At 72.3% G+C, this 17,654-nt stretch carries 17 protein-coding genes; 8 read left to right on the top strand and 9 right to left on the bottom strand.

The window, feature by feature from the left end; all coding sequences use genetic code 11:
• The first annotated feature begins 12 nt into the window (after positions 1-12).
• Together ACGFZF_RS28555 and ACGFZF_RS28550 are read left to right on the top strand one after the other, a co-directional pair.
• A complete protein-coding gene (locus ACGFZF_RS28555; protein ID WP_393558898.1) occupies positions 13-948 on the top strand; it encodes a decaprenyl-phosphate phosphoribosyltransferase in 936 nt (311 codons plus the stop codon).
• Between the two features lie 169 nt (positions 949-1,117).
• Complete coding sequence (locus ACGFZF_RS28550; RefSeq protein ID WP_393558726.1) at positions 1,118-2,020, top strand: YihY/virulence factor BrkB family protein; 903 nt, start codon at positions 1,118-1,120, stop codon at positions 2,018-2,020.
• On the opposite strand, the gene ACGFZF_RS28545 is transcribed toward ACGFZF_RS28550, so the two are convergent.
• Positions 1,950-3,218, bottom strand: a complete 1,269-nt coding sequence (locus ACGFZF_RS28545) for a D-alanyl-D-alanine carboxypeptidase family protein (RefSeq protein WP_393558724.1) — start codon at positions 3,216-3,218, stop codon at positions 1,950-1,952. The genes ACGFZF_RS28550 and ACGFZF_RS28545 overlap by 71 nt on opposite strands.
• 109 nt (positions 3,219-3,327) lie before the next feature.
• Between ACGFZF_RS28545 and ACGFZF_RS28540 the strand changes: the two genes are divergently transcribed.
• From ACGFZF_RS28540 to ACGFZF_RS28530, 3 genes are all read left to right on the top strand, one after another.
• Positions 3,328-3,573, top strand: a complete 246-nt coding sequence (locus ACGFZF_RS28540) for an SCO4848 family membrane protein (RefSeq protein ID WP_356599440.1) — start codon at positions 3,328-3,330, stop codon at positions 3,571-3,573.
• 12 nt (positions 3,574-3,585) lie between these two features.
• Positions 3,586-5,106: a metallophosphoesterase gene (locus ACGFZF_RS28535; protein ID WP_393558721.1), complete on the top strand. Its 1,521-nt coding sequence runs from the start codon at positions 3,586-3,588 to the stop codon at positions 5,104-5,106.
• 193 nt (positions 5,107-5,299) lie between these two features.
• Positions 5,300-6,856, top strand: a complete 1,557-nt coding sequence (locus ACGFZF_RS28530; RefSeq protein WP_393558719.1) for an ABC transporter substrate-binding protein — start codon at positions 5,300-5,302, stop codon at positions 6,854-6,856.
• A 141-nt stretch (positions 6,857-6,997) separates the two neighbouring features.
• Here the strand turns inward: ACGFZF_RS28530 and ACGFZF_RS28525 are convergent, their stop codons facing one another.
• Genes ACGFZF_RS28525 through ACGFZF_RS28515 form a run of 3 tightly spaced genes read right to left on the bottom strand, consistent with a single transcriptional unit; the run spans position 6,998 to position 8,701 of the window.
• Complete coding sequence (locus ACGFZF_RS28525; RefSeq protein ID WP_393558717.1) at positions 6,998-7,813, bottom strand: TetR/AcrR family transcriptional regulator; 816 nt, start codon at positions 7,811-7,813, stop codon at positions 6,998-7,000.
• A gap of 11 nt (positions 7,814-7,824) precedes the next feature.
• Positions 7,825-8,256 (bottom strand): thiol-disulfide oxidoreductase DCC family protein, encoded by a 432-nt coding sequence (locus ACGFZF_RS28520; RefSeq protein WP_393558715.1) that lies wholly within the window; start codon positions 8,254-8,256, stop codon positions 7,825-7,827.
• Between the two features lie 7 nt (positions 8,257-8,263).
• Complete coding sequence (locus tag ACGFZF_RS28515; protein ID WP_147980858.1) at positions 8,264-8,701, bottom strand: hypothetical protein; 438 nt, start codon at positions 8,699-8,701, stop codon at positions 8,264-8,266.
• Positions 8,702-8,836: 135 nt separating this feature from the next.
• On the opposite strand from ACGFZF_RS28515, the gene ACGFZF_RS28510 reads away from it, so the two are divergent.
• The gene (locus tag ACGFZF_RS28510; protein WP_393558713.1) at positions 8,837-9,658 is read left to right on the top strand and encodes an alpha/beta fold hydrolase; all 822 of its coding nucleotides are present in this window, start codon (positions 8,837-8,839) and stop codon (positions 9,656-9,658) included.
• On the opposite strand, the gene ACGFZF_RS28505 is transcribed toward ACGFZF_RS28510, so the two are convergent.
• A complete protein-coding gene (locus ACGFZF_RS28505; protein WP_393558711.1) occupies positions 9,630-12,113 on the bottom strand; it encodes a DUF4132 domain-containing protein in 2,484 nt (827 codons plus the stop codon). The genes ACGFZF_RS28510 and ACGFZF_RS28505 overlap by 29 nt on opposite strands.
• Positions 12,114-12,158: 45 nt before the next feature.
• Positions 12,159-13,400, bottom strand: a complete 1,242-nt coding sequence (locus tag ACGFZF_RS28500; RefSeq protein ID WP_393558709.1) for an MFS transporter — start codon at positions 13,398-13,400, stop codon at positions 12,159-12,161.
• 86 nt (positions 13,401-13,486) lie between these two features.
• Between ACGFZF_RS28500 and ACGFZF_RS28495 the strand changes: the two genes are divergently transcribed.
• Positions 13,487-14,026, top strand: coding sequence for a MarR family winged helix-turn-helix transcriptional regulator (locus ACGFZF_RS28495; protein WP_393558707.1), 540 nt, complete (start codon positions 13,487-13,489; stop codon positions 14,024-14,026).
• Between the two features lie 75 nt (positions 14,027-14,101).
• Complete coding sequence (locus ACGFZF_RS28490) at positions 14,102-14,398, top strand: hypothetical protein (protein WP_393558705.1); 297 nt, start codon at positions 14,102-14,104, stop codon at positions 14,396-14,398.
• A gap of 46 nt (positions 14,399-14,444) precedes the next feature.
• Here ACGFZF_RS28490 and ACGFZF_RS28485 read toward each other — a convergent pair whose 3' ends face one another.
• The 3 genes from ACGFZF_RS28485 to sdhA all read right to left on the bottom strand — a co-directional run bounded on the left by ACGFZF_RS28485 (position 14,445) and on the right by sdhA (position 17,639).
• On the bottom strand, positions 14,445-14,987 hold the full coding sequence (locus ACGFZF_RS28485) for a hypothetical protein (protein ID WP_393558703.1): 543 nt from the start codon (positions 14,985-14,987) through the stop codon (positions 14,445-14,447).
• A gap of 139 nt (positions 14,988-15,126) precedes the next feature.
• On the bottom strand, positions 15,127-15,885 hold the full coding sequence (locus ACGFZF_RS28480) for a succinate dehydrogenase iron-sulfur subunit (RefSeq protein WP_147980872.1): 759 nt from the start codon (positions 15,883-15,885) through the stop codon (positions 15,127-15,129).
• Entirely contained in the window at positions 15,885-17,639 is a 1,755-nt protein-coding gene (gene sdhA, locus ACGFZF_RS28475; protein WP_393558701.1) for a succinate dehydrogenase flavoprotein subunit, read from the bottom strand. The genes ACGFZF_RS28480 and sdhA overlap by 1 nt, the downstream gene beginning before the upstream one ends.
• Positions 17,640-17,654: the final 15 nt, after the last annotated feature.

Here is a 17,654-nt window from a genome sequence, read left to right as displayed (position 1 = left end):
GGGACCGCACTGCTGGACAAGCCCGGTGTCGCGCGGCAGTGGCAACGGCCCCCGAGACGGACCGGGTGGGCGCTCGTGGGGGGACTCGTGCGGACCGCACGCCCCCGCCAGTGGGTGAAGAACGTCCTCGTCGTCGCCGCGCCCGCGGCCGCGGGACAGCTCGTGTCCTGGCACTCGGCCACCCGGCTCGCCCTGGTCTTCGCCCTGTTCACGGCCTCCGCCTCCGCCGTCTACCTCGTCAACGACGCCCGCGACGCCGCCGCGGACCGCGCCCACCCCGTGAAGCGCCGCCGGCCGGTCGCCGCCGGACTCGTGCCCGTGCCGCTCGCCTACGCGGCGGGCACGCTCCTCGGCCTCGGCGCCGCCGTCGCGAGCGCGGTCCTGTGCAACCCCATGACGGCCGTCCTCCTCATCGCCTACCTCGCCATGCAGGTCGCGTACTGCGTGCGCCTCAAGCACGTCCTGGTGGTCGACCTCGCGGTCGTCACCACCGGATTCCTGATGCGGGCCATGATCGGCGGAGTCGCGCTCGGCATCCCGCTGTCGCGCTGGTTCCTGATCACCACCGGCTTCGGCGCGCTCTTCATGGTCGCCGCCAAGCGGTATTCCGAGGCCGTCCAGCCGGAGGGCGCGCGAGGCGCGACCCGGGCCCTGCTCACCCAGTACACGACCGGCTACCTGCGCTTCGTGTGGCAGCTGGCCGCGGGCGTCGCGGTCCTCGGCTACTGCCTGTGGGCGCTGGAGAGCGGCGGCGTCGCCGACGGCGCACTGCTGCCCTGGCGCCAGCTGTCGATGGTCGCCTTCATCCTCGCCGTGCTGCGCTACGCCGTCTTCGCCGACCGCGGTGCCGCCGGCGCCCCGGAGGACGTCGTCCTGCGCGACCGGCCGCTCGCGGTCATCGGCCTGGTGTGGGCGGCGATGTACGGGATGGCGGTCACCGACCTGTGAGCCGCCCGCCCGCCGCAGGACTCCGGCCGGCCCCCGGGTTCACCTCCGCGGGCTCCGACACCCTGTCAGGACGCGGCGTCGGCAGGGCACTCGCCACCCGTCCGAGGTTCCGGGGAACCCGGACCCTCGTCCTCCGCTCAAACGACGGTTCAAGGGGTACGCGTACGACATGGACTGGCTGACCAAGCTCCCCGTCATCGGCCCCTGGTTCACCAGGCTCATGCGGACGCATGCCTGGCGTTCCTACGAGACGCTCGACGAGGCCCACTGGACCCGGCTCGCCGCCGCCATCACCTTCATCAGCTTCGTCGCGCTCTTCCCGCTGATCACGGTGGCCGCGGCCGTCGGCGCCGCCCTGCTCAGCACCGAGCAGCTCGACAAGATCCAGGACAAGGTCTCCGAGCAGGTCCCGGGCATCTCCGACCAGCTGAACATCGACGGTCTGGTGGCCAACGCGGGCACCATCGGTCTGGTGGCCGGCGCCCTGCTGCTGCTCACCGGCATCGGCTGGATCGGCTCGATGCGGGAGTGCCTGCGCGCGGTCTGGGGGCTCGACGACCTGGAGGGCAACCCCGTCGTGCGCAAGAGCAAGGACGCGATCGTGCTCCTCGGGCTCGGAGCCGTCGGGCTCTGCTCGCTCGCCGCGTCCTGGCTCGGCTCCACCGCCGTCGACTGGAGCGCCGACCGGCTGGGCATCTCGCACGGCGGGGCCGGCGGGATCCTGCTCCAGGCCGCGGCCGTCGCCGTGGCCGCGCTCGCCGACTTCCTCATGCTGCTGTACCTGCTGACGCTGCTGCCGGGCGTCCAGCCCCCGCGCCGCCGCCTGGTGGTGGCGGCGGTGATCGGCGCCATCGGGTTCGAGCTGCTGAAACTGCTCCTCGGCGGCTACATGCGCGGCGTCGCGGCGAAGTCGATGTACGGCGCGTTCGGCGTTCCGGTCGCCCTGCTCCTGTGGATCAACTTCACCGCGAAGCTGCTGCTGTTCTGCGCCTCCTGGACCGCTACGGGTTCACGCTCTCGTCCCGCGACTGACGACGACGCACCAGCTCCGGCAGCGGCCAGCGGCGATTGACGAGGAAGGCCGCGCCCGCGAGCAGCACCAGGACCCCGCCGGCCACGCCGAGCGCGATCCCGACCCCGCCCGACTTCTCCTGGGCGACGGTCCGGGCGGTGCCCGTGTCCGGCGCGTTCTTGCCGGGAGCGGGCGCGGTCCCGTCCGAGCCGGCGCCGGAGTCCCCGCCCGTCCCGGTGCCGGCCGACTTCGGCGGCACCAGCTCGCCGACCGGGGTCACCTTGCCGGAGGCCGCGAAGCCCCAGTCGAGGAGCCGGGCGGTCTCCTTGTAGACCGCGTGCTGCTCCTTGGACGACGGGTTCATCACCGTCACGAGCAGCACTTTGCCGTTGCGTTCCGCGACACCTGTGAACGTGGCGCCGGCGTGCGTGGTGTTGCCGTTCTTGACGCCGGCGATGCCCTGGTAGGGCGCGACGCCGAAGTCGCCGGTGAGCAGCCGGTTGGTGTTCTGGATCTCGAAGGTCTCGCGCTTCTTCCCCGGCTTCTGCTCACCGGGGAAGGCGGCGCGGGCCGTGGAGCAGTACTCCCGGAAGTCCGCCTTCTGCATGCCGCTGCGGGCGATCAGGGTGAGGTCGTACGCGGAGGAGACCTGGCGGGGCGCGTCGTAGCCGTCCGGGGAGACGGCGTACGTGTCGAGCGCCTGGAGTTCGGCGGCGTGGTCGTTCATGTCCGCCACGGTCTTCGGGATGCCGCCGTTCATGGCGGACAGCACCCGCACGGCGTCGTTGCCCGAGCGAAGGAAGACGCCGAGCCAGAGGTCGTGCGCCGTGTAGGTCTGCTTCTCCTTGACGCCGACGAGGCTGGAGCCGGCGCCGAGGTCCTTGAGGTCCTCGGGGGTGACGGTGTGGTTCGTCGTCTTCGGGAACTTCGGCAGGACCGTGTCCGCGAAGAGCATCTTGAGGGTGGAGGCGGGCGGCAGGCGCCAGTGGGAGTTGTGCGCCGCCAGGATGTCGCCGGTCTCCGCGTCCGCGACGACCCAGGACCGGCCGCTCAGCTCCTTGGGCAGGACCGGGGCGCCCGGGCCGAGCTGGACCTGGGTACCGGGCCGCCCGAGCAGGGAGCCGCCGACGGTGGACATGACGGCGGGCGGCTTGGGCTGCTGCTCCTCTTTGTCGTCCGCGTGCGCCGGGGAGGCGACGAGGACGGGGAGCAGTGCGGCAGTGGTGACCGCCCAAGCGGTCTTCTTTGAAGCAGACACGGTCGAGAACGTACAGGTACCGATCAGCGAACCGAACCCCGCCAGGCTGTTCGTCCGGGGTCGTCCACCCGGACGCGGGGTCTGCGGGGCGCCTGGTGATACTGGGGACATGAAGCTCAGCCGGCCGGTCTCCTGGTTCCTGCTCGCGTTCGGGGTGTGGTCTTGGTTCATCTGGATCACTTTCGCTAAGAACCTCTGGAACGACGGGAGCGGTCTCGCCTTCGACGACGCGGGCGACCCGACGGCCTACTTCTGGGTTCATCTGCTGCTCGCCATCACGTCCTTTGTCCTGGGGACGGTGGTCGGCGTGATCGGGTTGCGTGGGGTGCGCGCATTGCGTCGCGCACACGGATAGGAGTCACGGCGCGTGCTGGTCTTCCTGCTGGTGCTCATCGCGGTGCTCGCCCTGCTGGGCGGCGTCCACTGGTACGTATGGCGGCGCCTGGTGCGCGATGTGACGATGCGCGGGAGCGTGGCGCGCCGCCTGGGTACGGTCGCGGCCTTCGTGCTGCCGCTGCTCTCGCTCGCCGCCCTGGTCTCCGCGCGGGCCGGGGCTCCCTTCGTGCTCCAGCAGGCGGTGGCCTGGCCCGGCTTCCTGTGGCTGGCCCTGCTGCTGTACCTGACGCTGGCCCTCGTGGTCGGTGAGGCCGTCCGCCCGCTGCTGCGCCGCGTGCTGGACCGTCGCGCGGCGTCCGCCGAGGCCGTGCGCACGGCCTCGGCGGGCCCCGCGGCCGAGGCGCCCGGCGCGACCGGGGCCGGCCCGGCCGCGCCCTCCGGGAGCGGCGGGAAGCCCGTCTCCCCGGCTCCCGCCGGCCGGCGCGGTGCCGTGCCGGGCACGGGTGCCGTGGCCGCCGACGGCAACCTCCTCACGGACCGCCCCGACGCCCCGTCGGCGGGCGGCGAAGCCTCCGCCCGTGACGCGTCCGGCGGCCCGTCGTCCGCGCCTGCCGGGGCCGACCCGGACGGCCGTTCCCCCGCTGCCGCCGACGCGCCCGGCGGCCCCGGCACGCCCGACGTCCCGGCCGGCGGCGCCGCGGAGCCCCCGGCCGGCGCCACGGCCGTGTCGCGGCGGCTCTTCGTGTCGCGGGTCGTCGGCGGCGCGGCGGCCGCGGCCGCCGTCGGGACCGTGGGCCTCGGGACGTACGGCGTGCTCCGCGGGCCGCGGGTGAAGCGGGTGGTCGTGCCGCTGGCCAAGCTGCCGCGCGCCGCCCACGGCTACCGGATCGCCGTCGTCTCCGACATCCACCTCGGGCCGATCCTCGGGCGCGCCCACACCCAGCGCATCGTCGACTCCATCCACGCCGCCCAGCCCGACCTCGTCGCCATCGTCGGCGACCTCGTCGACGGCACCGTGGAGAACCTCGGGCCGGCCGCCGAGCCGCTCGCCCGGCTCACCGCCCGCCACGGCTCCTTCTTCGTCACCGGCAACCACGAGTACTTCTCCGGTGCGGACGCCTGGGTCGACCACGTGCGGGAACTCGGGCTGCACCCCCTGCGCAACGAGCGCGTCGAGATCGCGGCCGGCTTCGACCTCGCCGGTGTCGACGACGTCGCCGGCGAGAGCGAGGGCCAGGGGCCCGACTTCGGGCGCGCCCTCGGCGACCGGGACCGCGCGCGGGCGGCGGTCCTGCTCGCGCACCAGCCGATCGTGATCCACGACGCCGTCCGCCACGGCGTCGACCTCCAGCTCTCCGGCCACACGCACGGCGGGCAGCTCTGGCCCGGGAACTACCTCGCCGAGCTGGCCAATCCGACCGTGGCCGGTCTGGAGCGGTACGGGGACACCCAGCTCTACGTCTCCCGGGGCGCCGGCGCCTGGGGACCCCCGGTCCGCGTGGGGGCGCCCTCCGACATCACCCTCGTCCAGCTCGCATCCACGCAGACGTAGCGGAAGGTGTCACTCAAAGCACAGAGGCCGATACATGCTGCTCAGTCCCCTGAAGTCCCATATCCCGGACATATACCTGCGGTGTGAAGGTTTACTCTTCCACTTGTGAATTGCGTGTGATTGGGTGACGCCATCGCGGCATGGCCAGGGTGCCGCCGCGGCAGGGGTGGGCTCTAAAAAAGGAAGCACGGCAATGCGGTCGAAGGTCCGTCTGCGGATCCTCATCACTTGTGGAGTTCTCGTGGCCGCCGGGGTGGGAGGATGGCAGCTGCTGCCGTCCGACGACGTCCGGACCGACCCGATCAGCGTCGGCACGACCGACGAAGTGACCTCCCTCGACCCGGCCGGCGCGTACGACGCCGGCTCATGGGCGATGTACAGCAACGTCTACCAGTCGCTGCTGACCTTCAAGCCGGGCTTCACCACGCCGGTCCCGGACGCCGCCGACAACTGCAAGTTCGTGGGCGCGAAGCTGACCACGTACCAGTGCAAGCTGCGGGACGACCTCACGTTCTCCAACGGGCGCAAGGTCACGGCCGAGGACGTCAAGTACTCCTTCGAGCGGATGCTCGCCATCAAGGCGGACGTCGGTCCGGCCCCGCTCTTCCCGACCCTGAAGAACGTCGTGGCCGACGGCCAGACCGTCACGTTCAACCTCGGCGGCCGGGACGCGACCTTCCCGCTGAAGCTCGCCACGGGCGCCGGCTCGATCGTCGACCGCAACCAGTACCCGGCGAAGAAGCTGCGCCAGGGCAACACGGTCGACGGCTCGGGGCCGTACGTGCTCAAGGAGTTCAAGCCCGGCGAGAGCGCCCGGCTGGAGCCCAACCCGAACTACCGCGGCGCGATCGCCAGGAAGGGCTCCGCGGTCGTCGTCAAGTACTTCACCGAGTCCGAGCAGCTCGCCGCCGCGTGGAACACCAAGCAGGTCGACGTCACGCACCGGCAGATGCCGCCGGAGTTCCTGTCCCAGCTGGGCAGCGGCAAGGAGACGGCACGGATCACCGAGGCGCAGACCGCCGAGATCCGCAACCTCTACTTCAACGTGAAGTCCGGCTCTCCGATGGCGAAGAAGGCGGTCCGGCAGGCCGTCGCCGCCGTCATCGACCGCCCGGCGATCGTCACCGGTGCCTACCACGGCACGGTCGAGCCGCTGTACTCGCTCATTCCGCAGGGCTTCAACGGGCACAGCACGTCGTTCTACGACATCTACCCCGAGCCGTCCCGGGCGAAGGCCGTGAGCCTGCTCGCGAAGGCCGACGTCGAGACGCCGGTGTCCTTCACGCTGGGCTACCGCAAGGACGCCACCTACGGCGCCGAGGCGGCCGAGCTGAAGCGGCAGCTGGAGAAGACCGGGCTCTTCAAGGTCAAGCTCGTGGCGGCGGAGTGGAAGGACTTCCAGAAGGCGTACGCGAAGGGCGACTACGACGCGTACCCGGTCGGCTGGCTTCCCGACTTCCCCGACTCCGACAGCTTCACCGCTCCGCTCGTCGGCACGGACAACGCCATGCACAACGGGTTCGCGAGCCGGAAGATCGACTCGCTGATCTTCGCCACGCAGCAGTACAGCGACCGTGCCGCCGCCGCGAGTGACTTCGAGGCCATCCAGTCGGAGGTCGCCACGGACGTCCCGCTGGTGCCGCTGTGGCAGAAGAAGGACTACGTGCTGGCGACGGACGACGTGGCCGGTTCGCAGTACCTCACCGACGGCACCGGCATCTGGCGCCTGTGGGAGCTCGGCTGGATCTGAGCCGCCCGCCTTCCCGGCCACCGCGCCGGGGAAGGCGCTCCGGACGCTCCGAGGGGCCCGGCCCGTGCATCGCACGGACCGGGCCCCTCGCCGTTCGCGGGGGCGTGCCGTCCCGATGCCCGCCGGGGACGCCCCGCGGGTCTACTCCTCCGGCTGCCGCGCCTTCTTCGACCTCCTGGGCGCCTTCTCCGACGTGGGCTTGGGCATGCCCGAGGCCGCCATTCCCGCCGCCGTCGGCATGAAGTCGGCGAGCAGGTCGTGGGTCTCCCGTACCAGCGGCCGCAGCAGCCGGAAGCGGGAGAGCTGGATCGCCCGCGCGGTGACCGGGGCCAGCCGGTCCACCAGCCGCCGGCTGTTGGCGCAGCCCTCGGAGCGGTCGTACACCCAGAACAGCACCAGCCCCATCTGCTGGAGCCAGAGCAACTGCGGCAGCGGCTCCGCGAGTTCGGGATCGATCTTCACCGAGGCGCCGGAGATCACGCGGCGGTGGACCTCGATGGCGGCCTCGCGCGGGCCCTCGGACTCGGGGGAGAAGGGGCTGAGCGGGCTGTCCGGGTCGGCGGCGTTCTTGAAGAACTGGGACGCGAACTCGTGGTACGGCTCGGCGATGTCGAGCCAGCCGAGGAGGACCCCGCGGATACGGGCCGTGAGGTCCTTCTCGTCGCTGTCGAGGATGTCCGCGACGGCCGCCTGGTGCTCCTCGGCGATCCGGTCGTAGAAGCCCTGGACGAGGTGTTCCTTGGACGAGAAGTAGTAGTACGCGTTCCCGACCGAGACCCCGGCCTCCTGGGCGATCGCCCGCATCGTCGTCTTGTCGTAGCCGCGGTCCTTGAAGAGCCGGAGGGCGGTCTCGAGGATGAGGGTGCGGGTCTGCTCGCTCTTGGGCTGCTTGGCCGGGGCCTTGGCCGGACCGTTCGCGGCGGGCTCGGCGGGCTGCTCTTCCTTCACGTCCTTCACAGTGCCCGAGCCTAGCCGGGTGTGCCCGGTGTCTCGCACCGTCCGTCCTCGCAGGCCGGTCCGTGGGCCCGGACCGCCTCGCGCCAGCGGGCGGCGGCGAGGACCGTGGCGCGGGCGAAGGGCTGCCCGGCCGGGGTGGCCAGCCAGTGGGCGCGGGGTCGGTGTTCGGCCAGGGCCCAGAGGCAGACGATCCAGGCGGAGGCGCCGCGGTAGACCTGTCCCCGGTCCCCGACCACGGTGATCTCCCGCAGGGTGGAGGCGTGGTCGAGGTCCGGGAAGCGGCGCCGGGCCTCCTGGGAGGAGGCCGGCACCAGGTCGAGCGGGACGAGCTGCCGCTGGCGCATCAGCCAGTGCCGCAGGTGGACGCAGAGCGAGCACTGGGCGTCGTACAGCACCGTGAGGCGGTGTACGGGGGTGGTCGGCTGCACGGCCGTCGTCGTCACGGCCGGCTCACGCCCCGGCGCCCGGTGCGGGCGGGGCCCAGGGACCCTTGGCCGGCGCGGTCCAGCCCTGCGGCGGCACCGGCGGGATCTGCTCGCGCTCCATGACGCCCCGGCGGCGGATCTTGTTGAGGACGTAGACGTTGCCGAGGTGCATCACGCCGAGGACCAGGAGGACCACTCCGAGCTTGACCGACAGGGCCTCGAAGAGGGCCCGGGCGTCGAGGACGGCGTCGTCCTGGCTCAGGTAGAGGGCCACGAAACCGAAGTTGACCAGGTAGAAGCCGACCACCAGGAGGTGGTTGACGGCGTCGGCGAGCTTCTCGTTCCCGTGCAGGACGTCTGCCAGGAAGATCTTTCCGTTGCGGCTGAGCGTGCGGGCGACCCAGACGGTCAGGGCCACGCTGATCAGCAGGTAGACGATGTAGGCGACGACAGTGAGGTCCATGCCCCACCCTCCCTTGAACATGTTCAAAAGCTGACGGTCATGACTGTAGGGCTTCGACTGAACATGTTCAAGTCCTGCGTCGGAGGTCCGGAAAACCCCGGGCGACCGCCGGGCCCGCCGCCTACAGTCGGCCGGATGACGCTCCTTCACGACGTGGCCGGCGACGGTCCCTCCGCAGTCGTCCTGCTCCACTCCGGTGTCTGCGACCGGCGCATGTGGGACGGGCAGTTCGCGCACCTGGCGGAAGCCGGCCACCGGGTGGTGCGCTGCGACCTCCGCGGGTTCGGCGCGTCCCCGGTCGACGCGCCCCACCACCACGGCGAGGACGTCCTGGCACTCCTCGACGCGCTCGGCATCGAGCGCGCGGCGTTCGTCGGCTCGTCCTTCGGAGGCCGGGTCGCCCTGGACCTCGCCGCCCGCCACCCCCGGCGCGTCTCCGCGCTCGCGCTCCTGTGCGCCGGCATGCCCGGGCACGAGCCGAGCGCGGACCTGCGTGCCTGGGGCGGACGGGAGGACGCGCTCCTGGAGAACGGCGACATCGACGGCGCCGTCGCGCTCAACGTCGACACCTGGCTGGGCCCCGAGGCCGGGACCGAGACCCGCGAGCGGGTGCGGGAGATGCAGCGGCGTGCCTTCGACCTCCAGCTCGCCGCGCCCGACGCGTACTTCCCGGACGGCCCGGAGGCCGACGCCGCCGCCCTGGCCCGCGTCGACGTGCCGTGCCTGGTCGTCTCCGGCGCCCACGACGTGGCCGACTTCCGGCAGATCGCCGTCCGGCTCGCCGGCCTGCTGCCGCGCGCCCGGCACGTCGAGCTGGACTGGGCCGGCCATCTCCCGGCCCTGGAGCGCCCGGAGGAGACGGCCGCGCTGCTCGCCTCCTTCCTGGCCGCTCCGGCGGGGACGCGGCCGCCCTACGTGACGGAGGAGGTCACAGCCCCCGGCGTATCTGGTCGGTGATCGTCCGGTCGGTGATCCCCGTGTCCGCGGCGAGCAGGAACGCCTTCGACAGGATCACCGACAGCAGTCCGCCGTCCTCCTCGAACGGCAGGAAGACCTTGTCGTGGCCGCCCGCCGCGCCCCGGTCGGCCACGATGCACAGATAGGCGTCCTCCGGCTCCATCAGGACGTTGCCCGAGCCCAGATGGATCCGGTACGCGCGCAGTTCGCCCCGCACCCGCAGGAAGCGGTCGGTCAGCTCCACCCGGTCCGCGATCCGGGTGCGGGGCAGCAGCCGCGCCAGGGTCTCCCGCCGGATCCGTGCCGACTCCGTGAGCTCGCCGAACGACCAGCTCTCCCAGTACCCGTCGTACGCCCGCTCCTCTCCGCGGTCCCGCCACTGCGGATCGGCGCCGATCGACGCCACCGCGGTGAACAGGTCGACGTCCCGCAGCGCCTCCGACAGCACGAGCCGGGGCACGTCGGGCAGCGCGGCCCGCTCCCAGGCGCCCCGGCCCGCCGCGGCACGGCGCTCGAAGCGGACCTGGTCGGTGGAGCACAGCCGGGCGACGCCGTCGCCCCGCGCGCCCTCGTCGACCAGCTCGACGAAGAACCGGGCCCGCCAGTGGGCGCCTTCGCCCGCCGGGAGCCCGCCGGGCCGGGGCAGTTCCCGGACCATCTCGGAGGAGTACCCCTCCCCGAAGTACCCCAGGTGGTTCCCCCGCCAGCCCCGCTCCGTCATCAGCGCCCGCGCCTGGCCGTAGCGCAGGACGTGCCCGGCGAACCGGTTGGAGTAGGCGCCCGTCGCCACCTCGGCCGGGGTGAGCGGATAGACCTCCCGGAACACCTGCTTGAACGGCTGACGCAGTTCGCGCCCGGTCAGTTCGTCCCGCCACTCGGACACGTCCTCGCCCGAGGCCCGGACCGGATGCCACAGCCGCAGCCGCGAGCCGGGCCCCACCGGGGTGGCCGTGCCGCCCGCCCCGGCCAGCGCCCAGCCGCCGCCGGTGCGTTCCACGAGCCCCGCGCTCCAGGGCTCGCCGTCCCCGGCGACCTCCCAGAGCAGGGCGCGGGCGACGGCGCCGGTGACCGGGTGGTCGACGCAGTACCGTTCCCAGTCCTCCGCGGACCACGTGGTGCCGGCCGCCAGGTGCTCCTCCAGCCGGGTGCGCTCGGCGGTCAGCTCGGCCCGCAGCCCCTTCAGGGCCGCCCGGAGCGGCGCCAGCCGCTCGCCGTGCTCGTCCCGGACCGTCCTGGGCGGGGACTTCAGGACCCGGCCGCCGGGGCCCAGGAACGACAGCACGGCCGTGCCCGGCTCCCGTACCGACAGCACCGCGGTGTAGGCGCCGAGCTGCTCCTCGCGCATCCCGCGCCCGTCCAGGCCGTGCGTCGGCACGCCCCGCTCCCGCAGCATCGACGGGGTGAGGCCGGAGCGCGCCGCGACGGTCTCCAGGGCCGTGGCGATCCCCTTGAGCACCGTCCGGTTGCGGACCTGATTCGGCAGCCGGCCGAGCCACTGGACGGCCTGCTCGCCGGCCCGCCCCTCGCAGGTGCCGAGGACGGCGACGGCCGTGGTGGCCAGCGGCTGGTTGCGGCACATGCCTCCGGAGCCGCCGATGCCCGTCCCCGCGTGCAGCGCGATCGCGCCGGCCAGCGGGACGGCCCGGTCGGCGTCCGCGTCCAGGGCCGCCCACAGCAGTCCGCGGACCAGGCAGGTGTTGGTGTCGCCCGCGATGCCCGTGAGGCTCATCCCCCAGGGGTTCAGGTCGGACACCCGGTGCTCGGGCTGGACGGCGATCCCCTCCAGCAGCCGCCGCACCAGCTCCTGGCCGGACTCGGTCCGCGCCAGGAGGACGGCGGCGGTCCTCCGCCAGGCCCGGGTGGCCCGGGGCCGGTCCATGAGCACGCAGTGCCCGAGGAAGGCGGCCACACCTTCGCCGTCGAGCAGGTCCGCGTGGGCGGACCGCATCGCCGGGCCGAACGCGTCGAGGGAGTCCAGCAGATGGCGCGGCAGCCGGCCGTCGACGGGCGGCACCTCGCGGGCCAGCAGGGCGGCCAGCCGGTCGCGGACCGGCCGGTGGGAGTCGCCCTCGTACGTGACGAGGTCCGTCGCGCACCGGTGCAGCGCGCGCAGCCGTGCCCGGTCGGGTTCCTCGGACTCCTCCGCCGCCGACAGGGCGATCGGCACCAGGGCGAGGAAGCCCTCGCGCAGCTCGTGCGGGGCGACGGCGGCGTCCGGGCCCACCAGCCGGGCCAGCAGCACATCCGACTCGGCCGTGGACCAGCCCAGCCGCTGCCCGGCCAGTTCCGTCAGGACCGCCGCGGCGCCCCGGTCGCCCCGCCGGCAGATCCTCGCCTGCAGCAGCAGCGCGCACTCCCGCCGTCCCGCCGCGTCCAGGGAGTCCACCAGCTCCCCGGCCCGCCCGTCGCGCACGGCCTCGTCCAGCCTGTTCGCCAGGCCCGTCGTCCCCACCATGGGTACGAAGGTAGGCGACGGCGCCGACAACGTCCGCGCGAGGGTTCAGCGTTCGGTGCCGAACCGCCGGACGCCGGGGACGAGCGCCGTGCCCAGGCAGCAGCCGCTCACGGCCACCGCGGCGACGACGAGCGGGACCTCCGGCCCCCAGACGGAGGCGGCGACCGGTGCCAGGACGTAGCCGAGCGGCATGGCGGCGAGCGAGAGGAGCCAGTCGTAGGACGTCACCCGGGCCAGGGCGTGGGCGGGCACGGCCTGTTGGACGGCGGTCTCCCAGACGGGGGAGAGGAAGCCGAGGCCGGCCTGGGCGACCCCGTAGGAGGCGATCGTCAGCGGGGCGGGCGCGGAGACGGCGAGCAGCACCAGCGGCAGCGCGTAGACGGCGAGGCCGAGGTTGGCGGTGAGGACGGGCCGGCGGGGGCGGGCGCGGTGGGCCAGCAGCGAGCCGGCCAGCAGCCCGATCGCGCCGACCTGGAGGAAGGCCACCCAGGTGCCCCGGCCGCCGGGCTGGGAGAGGGCGAGGGCCGGGCCGAGGGTCATCAGGACGGCCGCGGCGCCGTTCCAGGCGCTGTGCCCGACGAGGCTGGTCCAGTACCAGTCGCGGGTGCGGACCTCCCGCCATCCCTCCTTGAGGTCGGCGCGCAGCGAGCGGCGGGGGATCGGGACGCGCCGGACGCGTACGGCCGACAGCAGGGCGGCGCTCGCGGCGAAGGTGGCCGCGTCCAGGACGAAGGCCCAGCCGGGTCCGACGGTCAGGATCAGCGTGCCGGCGAGGGCGGGGCCGCCGAGGCGGGTGGCGCTGCGGGTGATGCCCATCGCGGCGTTGGCCCGCTGGAGGGCCCCGGGCGCGACGGTGCCCGTCACCAGGGGCGCGCCGGTCGGCATGGCGAAGGCGCCGGCCGCGCCGCCGACGACCTCGGCGGCGGCGATGAGCCACAGGGTGGGTTCGCCGCCGAGGAGCTGGATGCCGACGAGGAGTTGGGTGGCGCAGCGGACGAGGTCCGTGGTGAGGGCGATCGTCCGGGCGTCGAAGCGGTCCCCCACGACGCCGCCCAAGGGCAGCAGGAGCAGCTTGGGGACCATCGCGCAGGCCAGCACGAGGGCGAGCGCGGAGGCCGAACCGGTCGCCTCCCAGACGGCGATGGCGAGCGCCGCCGGGATGACGGAGTCGCCGAGCAGGGAGAGTGTGCGGCCGGTGAACAGCAGCCGGAAGGGGCGGGTGCGCAGGGGGTGCGGGACGGGAACGGGCGGGGACGCGGGAGCGGTGTCGGACGGGGCGGCAGACATGAAGGGGAGAGTATTTCGGTTCCGAATAATTCGTCAACGAAATATTCGGAACCGAAAGTTCAAGGACGGGGACGTACGATCGACCCATGGAGCCGACCGAGCCCACCGGGCCGACGCAGCGGGACTGGACCGACGAGCACGTGGACCGCTGGCAGCCCGTCCTGCCGGACCTCGACCCGGTCGTCGAGGGTGCGGTCACGCGCATGAAGAAGCTCTCGGTCCATCTGCGCCGCGTGCGCGAGCAGTCCCTCGTCGACTTCGACCTGGAGCGCCATGAGTTCGACACGCTCCACAAGCTCGCCGGGCGCGGCGGCAGCGCCGCCCCCTCGGAACTCGCCCAGGACCTCGACCTGGCGCCCGCCTCGGTCACCGGCCGCCTCGACGCGCTGGAACGGCGCGGTCTGGTGCGCCGCACGCAGTCCACGACCGACCGGCGCCGGGTGGTCGTCGAGCTCACGGACACCGGCCGCCAGACGTGGCGGGGGGCGATGGACGTCCTGGGTCACGAGGAGTACCGGCTGCTCGGCGTCCTCGACGAGGGCGAGCGGGCCCGGCTCAACGACATGCTCCGCAGGATCATGCTCGTCGCGGAGGAGCCGGGCGGCCCGAAGCCCTGGCACGGCTGACCCCCGGACGCCGCCGGCCCGGAGGTACGCCGCCGGCCCCCGGCGGATGTCGGTGGCGGCCCCTACCCTGCGGGCATGGGAAAGGTGACCTTCGTCGACGAGGCGACCTCGGGGGAGCGGCGCGAGGCCGGCGGCCTCGACGCCGCCGAAGAGCGGCTCACCCTGCGCGAACTGATCCGCCGTCGGGTCGCGTGCGAGGTCGCGCCGGGCGAGGCGGAGAGTGCGTACGCGCGAGCCGTCGCGGCCTTCGGGCGCAACGGCTTCCTGGTGCTGGTGGGGGACCGTCAGATCGAGGAGCTGGACGAGACGGTGGAGCTGGACCGGGACACGGAGGTCACCTTCCTCAGGCTCGTCCCCCTGGCCGGGGGCTGAGGAAGGCGACCCGTACGGCCTGCCGCCGCCGGCGACGGGCGGACCGTCAGACGCTCAGCGAGCGGGCGAAGTTGAGCTGGCCCATCACCCAGTGGATGGTGTCCGGTCCGGTCGCCGGGATCATCGTGGCGTGGTGCCGGCCGCCGCTGGTCACCGTGACCTGGATGAAGCCGGTCGTCTTCTTCTCCTTCATCAGGAGGAAGAGCAGACCCACCAGGCACAGCAGCGCGAAGATGATGGCCAGCACGATCGCGACCGTCGGGATCTTCTCCTCGGTCCGCGACATGTCCATCGCGTTCCACACCGCGCCCTTGAGCGGCATCGACCCGGCCGGAGTGATGATCTGGTCCCCGACGACGGTGATGTCGCCGAGGCTCAGCTGCGCACCGCCCCCCTGCCCCATCGGCGCGTGCTGCGGCGGCACGGGGACACCACCCGGCAGGGTCGGCTGGTAGCCCGCGCCCGAGGCCGGCTGCGGGTACCCGTAACCGGGCGTTCCCGCCTGCGGATAGCCGTAGGGAGGCGTCCCCGACCGCCCGTCGGGACCCCACTGGTACTCCCCGTCCGCATAAGGGTTCGGCTTGCTCATCAATCCCCGCTCTCCTGGGCCGCCAACGCTGCCTCAGATCCTGGCACATGAGCACCGCGCACGCGGAAGGCCCCGACTCCTCGGGGGAGTCGGGGCCTTCCGCGTGCGAGCGGACGCGGCGCGCGGCCGCGTCAGCGGGTCAGAAGCGACGCGTGATCAGCGCGCGCTTGACCTCCTGGATCGCCTTCGTGACCTCGATGCCACGCGGGCAGGCGTCCGTGCAGTTGAACGTCGTGCGGCAGCGCCACACGCCGTCCTTGTCGTTCAGGATCTCCAGGCGCTGCTCGCCCGCCTCGTCACGCGAGTCGAAGATGAAGCGGTGCGCGTTGACGATCGCGGCCGGACCGAAGTACTGGCCGTCGTTCCAGAAGACCGGGCAGGACGACGTGCACGCGGCGCACAGGATGCACTTGGTGGTGTCGTCGAAGCGCTCGCGGTCCTCGGCGGTCTGCAGGCGCTCGCGCGTCGGCTCGTTGCCCTTGGTGACCAGGAACGGCATGACGTCCCGGTACGCCTGGAAGAAGGGCTCCATGTCGACCACGAGGTCCTTGAGCACCGTCAGGCCCTTGATGGCCTCGACCGTGATCGGCTTCTCGGGGTTGATGTCCTTGATCAGCGTCTTGCAGGCGAGCCTGTTCTTGCCGTTGATCCGCATCGCGTCCGAGCCGCAGATGCCGTGCGCGCACGAGCGGCGGAAGGTCAGCGTGCCGTCGACGTCCCACTTGATCTTGTGAAGGGCGTCGAGCACACGCTCCTTCGGGTCGATCTCGATCTGGAAGTCCTCCCAGACCGACGCGTCCGACACCTCGGGGTTGAAGCGGCGGATGCGCATCGTGACCGTGATGTACGGGGAGGCGGCGGACTCCGCCTCGACCTTGTCCAGTACGGGGGTAGCCATCAGTACTTACGCTCCATCGGCTGGTAGCGGGTCTGGACGACCGGCTTGTAGTCGAGACGGACGGTCTCGGAGCCGTCCTCGCCGACCTCGCGGTACGCCATGGTGTGACGCATGAAGTTGACGTCGTCGCGGTTCGGGTAGTCCTCGCGGTAGTGACCGCCGCGGGACTCCTTGCGCGCCAGGGCCGAGACGGCCATGACCTCGGCCAGTTCGAGCAGGTTGCCCAGCTCGATGGCCTCCAGGAGGTCCGTGTTGAAGCGCTTGCCCTTGTCCTGGATGGACACGTTCTCGTAGCGCTCGCGGAGCTCGGCGATCTTCTCGACGGCCGTCTTGATCGTCTGCTCGGTGCGGAACACCATCACGTTGGCGTCCATCGTCTCCTGGAGCTCGCGGCGCAGGTCGGCGACCCGCTCGCTGCCCGTGGAGGTGCGGAGCTTCTCGATCATGGAGACGACGAGGGCCTCCGGGTTCTCCGGCAGCTCGACGAAGTCGGCCTTGGCGGAGTACTCGGCGGCGGCGATGCCCGAACGGCGCCCGAAGACGTTGATGTCGAGCAGCGAGTTCGTGCCCAGGCGGTTGGCGCCGTGCACGGAGACACAGGCGACCTCGCCGGCCGCGTACAGACCCGGCACGACGGTGGTGTTGTCGCTGAGGACCTCACCCTCGACGTTGGTCGGGATGCCGCCCATGGCGTAGTGCGCGGTGGGCTGGATCGGGATCGGGTCCGTGTAGGGCTCGATACCGAGGTACGTGCGGGCGAACTCGGTGATGTCCGGGAGCTTGGCGTCGAGCTGCTCCGGCGGGAGGTGCGTCAGGTCCAGGTAGACGTGGTCGCCCTCGGGGCCGCAGCCGCGGCCCTCGCGGATCTCCGTGTAGATGGAGCGCGAGACGACGTCACGGGACGCGAGGTCCTTCATGACCGGCGCGTACTTCTCCATGAAGCGCTCGCCGTCCTTGTTGCGGAGGATGCCGCCCTCACCGCGGGCGCCCTCCGTCAGCAGGATGCCCATGCGCCAGATGCCCGTCGGGTGGAACTGGAAGAACTCCATGTCCTCCAGCGGCAGGCCGCGGCGGTAGCAGGCCGCCTGGCCGTCACCGGTCAGGGTGTGCGCGTTGGAGGTCACCTTGAAGAACTTGCCGGTGCCGCCGGACGCGTAGATCACGGCCTTGGCCTGGAAGATGTGGATCTCGCCGGTGGCCAGCTCGTAGGCCACCACACCGGCGGACTTCTTGACGCCGTCGACCTCGGTGATCAGCTGGTCCAGGACGTAGAACTCGTTGAAGAACTCCACGCCCTCCTTGACGCAGTTCTGGTACAGCGTCTGGAGGATCATGTGGCCGGTGCGGTCCGCGGCGTAGCAGGACCGGCGGACCGGGGCCTCGCCGTGGTTGCGGGAGTGACCGCCGAAGCGGCGCTGGTCGATGGTGCCGTCCGGGGTCCGGTTGAACGGCAGGCCCATCTTCTCCAGGTCGAGGACGGCGTCGATGGCCTCCTTCGCCAGGATCTCGGCGGCGTCCTGGTCGACCAGGTAGTCACCGCCCTTGACCGTGTCGAAGGTGTGCCACTCCCAGTTGTCCTCCTCCACGTTGGCCAGCGCGGCGGCCATGCCGCCCTGCGCGGCGCCCGTGTGGGAGCGGGTGGGGTAGAGCTTCGTCAGCACGGCGGTGCGGCTGCGCTTCGTCGCCTCGATGGCGGCGCGCATGCCCGCGCCACCGGCGCCGACGATGACGGTGTCGTACTTGTGGATCTTCATGACGTGGTTACCTCA

Source organism: Streptomyces sp. NPDC048338 (assembly GCF_043201055.1).
Classification (GTDB): Bacteria; Actinomycetota; Actinomycetes; order Streptomycetales; family Streptomycetaceae; genus Streptomyces.
The sequence above is the reverse complement of the archived record's forward strand: the minus strand, read 5'-3'. Positions and strand labels throughout refer to the sequence as shown.